Here is a 2,216-nt window from a genome sequence, read left to right on the forward strand (position 1 = left end):
GGGCCGGTCACCGACGAGAGCGACGCCGACGCCCGCCGCTGCTGACCGGCGACGCCGTGCCGTCCTCGCCGGACTGGGCCGAGCCCGCGCCCACGGCGTCGGCGGGCGTCCTCGCCCGGTTCGCGACCGGTCTCGCCGCGACGTTCGAGCGGGCCCGCGCGGAACGCCGCCTGCTGTACGGCCACGCCGAGCAGCGGCAGCACACGACCTGGCTGGCGTCCTCCACGGGCCTGCGGCTGCGCCACGTCCAGACCGCGGGCGCGGTGGACCTGACCGCCAAGTCCGAGGACGGCGTCGCCTCGACGTGGAGCGGCGTCGGGGCGGCCGACCTCGGCGAGATCGATCCGCTTCCCCTGTACGCGGGGCTGGGCGAGCGGCTCGGCTGGGCGCGCAGGCGCGTCGCGCTCCCCGCCGGGCGGTACGAGGTGCTGCTGGCCCCGTCGTGCGTCGCCGACCTCATGCTGCGGCTGTACCGCGCGGCCGGGGCCAAGGACGCCGCCGACGCGCGCACCGTGTTCCGCGGCCCGGACGGCGGTACCCGGATCGGCGAGCGCCTGACCGGCGCACCGCTCACGCTGCGGAGCGACCCGCGGGAGCCGGGCCTGCGGTGCGCGCCGTTCGTCGCCGCCCGGGGCTCGGCGGACGTCGCGCAGGTGTTCGCGGACACCGTCTCGGTGTTCGACAACGGGCTGCCGCTCCGGCCGACCGAGTGGATCCGCGACGGCGTCCTCGCCGGCCTGGTCCAGACCCGCCACTCCGCCGAGCTCACCGGGCTGCCGGTCACGCCGCAGGTCGGCAACCTGGTGCTGGAGGGCGCGGGGGAGGGCCGGTCGCTCGCCGATCTCGTCGCGACCACCAGGCGCGGGCTCCTGGTCACCTCGCTGTGGTACGTCCGCGACGTCGACCCGCGGACGCTGCTGCTCACCGGGCTCACCCGCGACGGCGTCTACCTGGTGGAGAACGGCGAAGTGGTGGGGGAGGCGAACAACTTCCGCTTCAACGAGAGCCCGGTGGACCTGCTGGGCCGGGTGACGGAGATCGGCCGCACCGAAAGCGCCCTGCCCAGGGAGAGGGACGACTCCACGCCCCGGACGGCCATGCCCGCGCTCCGGGTGGACGACTACACGATGTCGGCGGTCAGCGAGGCGACCTGAGCATCGGCCCCGGCGCGTCCCGGAGACCGGCCTTCAGCGGTTCCCACCAGGCCCGGTTCGCGCGGTACCACTCGACGGTCGCCTCCAGCCCGTCCTCGAAGCGCACGCGCGGAACGAAACCGAGCCGCTCCTCGATCTTGGTGGTGTCGAGCGCGTACCTGCGGTCGTGGCCCTGCCGGTCGGGAACGTGGTCGACCATGTCCCACGAGGCGCCGCACGCCTCCAGCAGCAGGGACGTCAGGTCCTCGTTGGACAGCTCCTTGCCGCCGCCGACGTGGTACACCTCGCCCGGGCGGCCGAACCGCAGCACCAGGTCGAGCGCGCGGCAGTGGTCCGACACGTGCAGCCAGCCGCGCCGGTGGCGGCCGTCGCCGTAGAGCGGCACCCGCCGGCCGTCCAGCAGGTTGGTCACGAACAGCGGGATCACCTTCTCCGGGAACTGGTAGTGCCCGTAGTTGTTGGTGCACCGCGTGACCACGACCTCGAGGCCGCGGGTCCGATGCCAGGCCAGCGCCAGCAGGTCCGACCCGGCCTTGGCCGACGCGTAGGGCCCGTTCGGCAGCAGCGGGGCGTCCTCCGTCCACGACCCCTGGGCGATCGAGCCGTAGACCTCGTCGGTGGACACGTGCACGAACCGACCGACGCCGTGCCGCTGGGCCGCCTCCAGCATGTTCTGCGTGCCCAGCACGTTGGTCCGCACGAACGGCGTGGCGGTGTCGATCGAGCGGTCCACGTGCGATTCGGCGGCGAGATGGACGATCGCGTCCTGTCCGGCCACGGCCGCGTCGACCGCGTCGGGGTCGCAGGTGTCGCCGTGCACGAACCGGTAGCGCGGATGCCCGGCGACCGGGGCCAGGTTCTGCGGGTTCCCCGAGTACGTGAGCGCGTCCAGCACGGTGACGTGCGCGCCCGCGGTGCCCGGCAGTTCGCCGCGCAGCGTCGCCCGCACGAACTCCGAGCCGATGAACCCGGCGCCCCCGGTGACCAGGAGTCTCATCGCCCGCCTCCTCGGCGTTCCCTGGTGGTCTGAGCGCCCGCGGCGGGCGGGACGGGCCGGGGCGC

At 74.6% G+C, this 2,216-nt stretch carries 2 protein-coding genes; one reads left to right on the forward strand and one right to left on the reverse strand.

Annotated elements, in window-relative coordinates; genetic code table 11:
• A partial coding sequence (locus AB0K37_RS41800) for a metallopeptidase TldD-related protein (protein WP_363991684.1) occupies window positions 1–1,154 on the forward strand: 1,154 nt, incomplete at its 5' end.
• On the opposite strand, the gene rfbB is transcribed toward AB0K37_RS41800, so the two are convergent.
• The gene (rfbB, locus tag AB0K37_RS41805) at window positions 1,138–2,151 is read right to left on the reverse strand and encodes a dTDP-glucose 4,6-dehydratase (protein ID WP_363991687.1); all 1,014 of its coding nucleotides are present in this window, start codon (window positions 2,149–2,151) and stop codon (window positions 1,138–1,140) included. The two genes, AB0K37_RS41800 and rfbB, sit on opposite strands and share 17 nt — an antisense overlap.
• Window positions 2,152–2,216: the final 65 nt, after the last annotated feature.

Origin of the sequence: Actinomadura sp. NPDC049753, assembly GCF_040674655.1 — a bacterium.
Lineage (GTDB): Bacteria > Actinomycetota > Actinomycetes > Streptosporangiales > Streptosporangiaceae > Spirillospora > Spirillospora verrucosospora.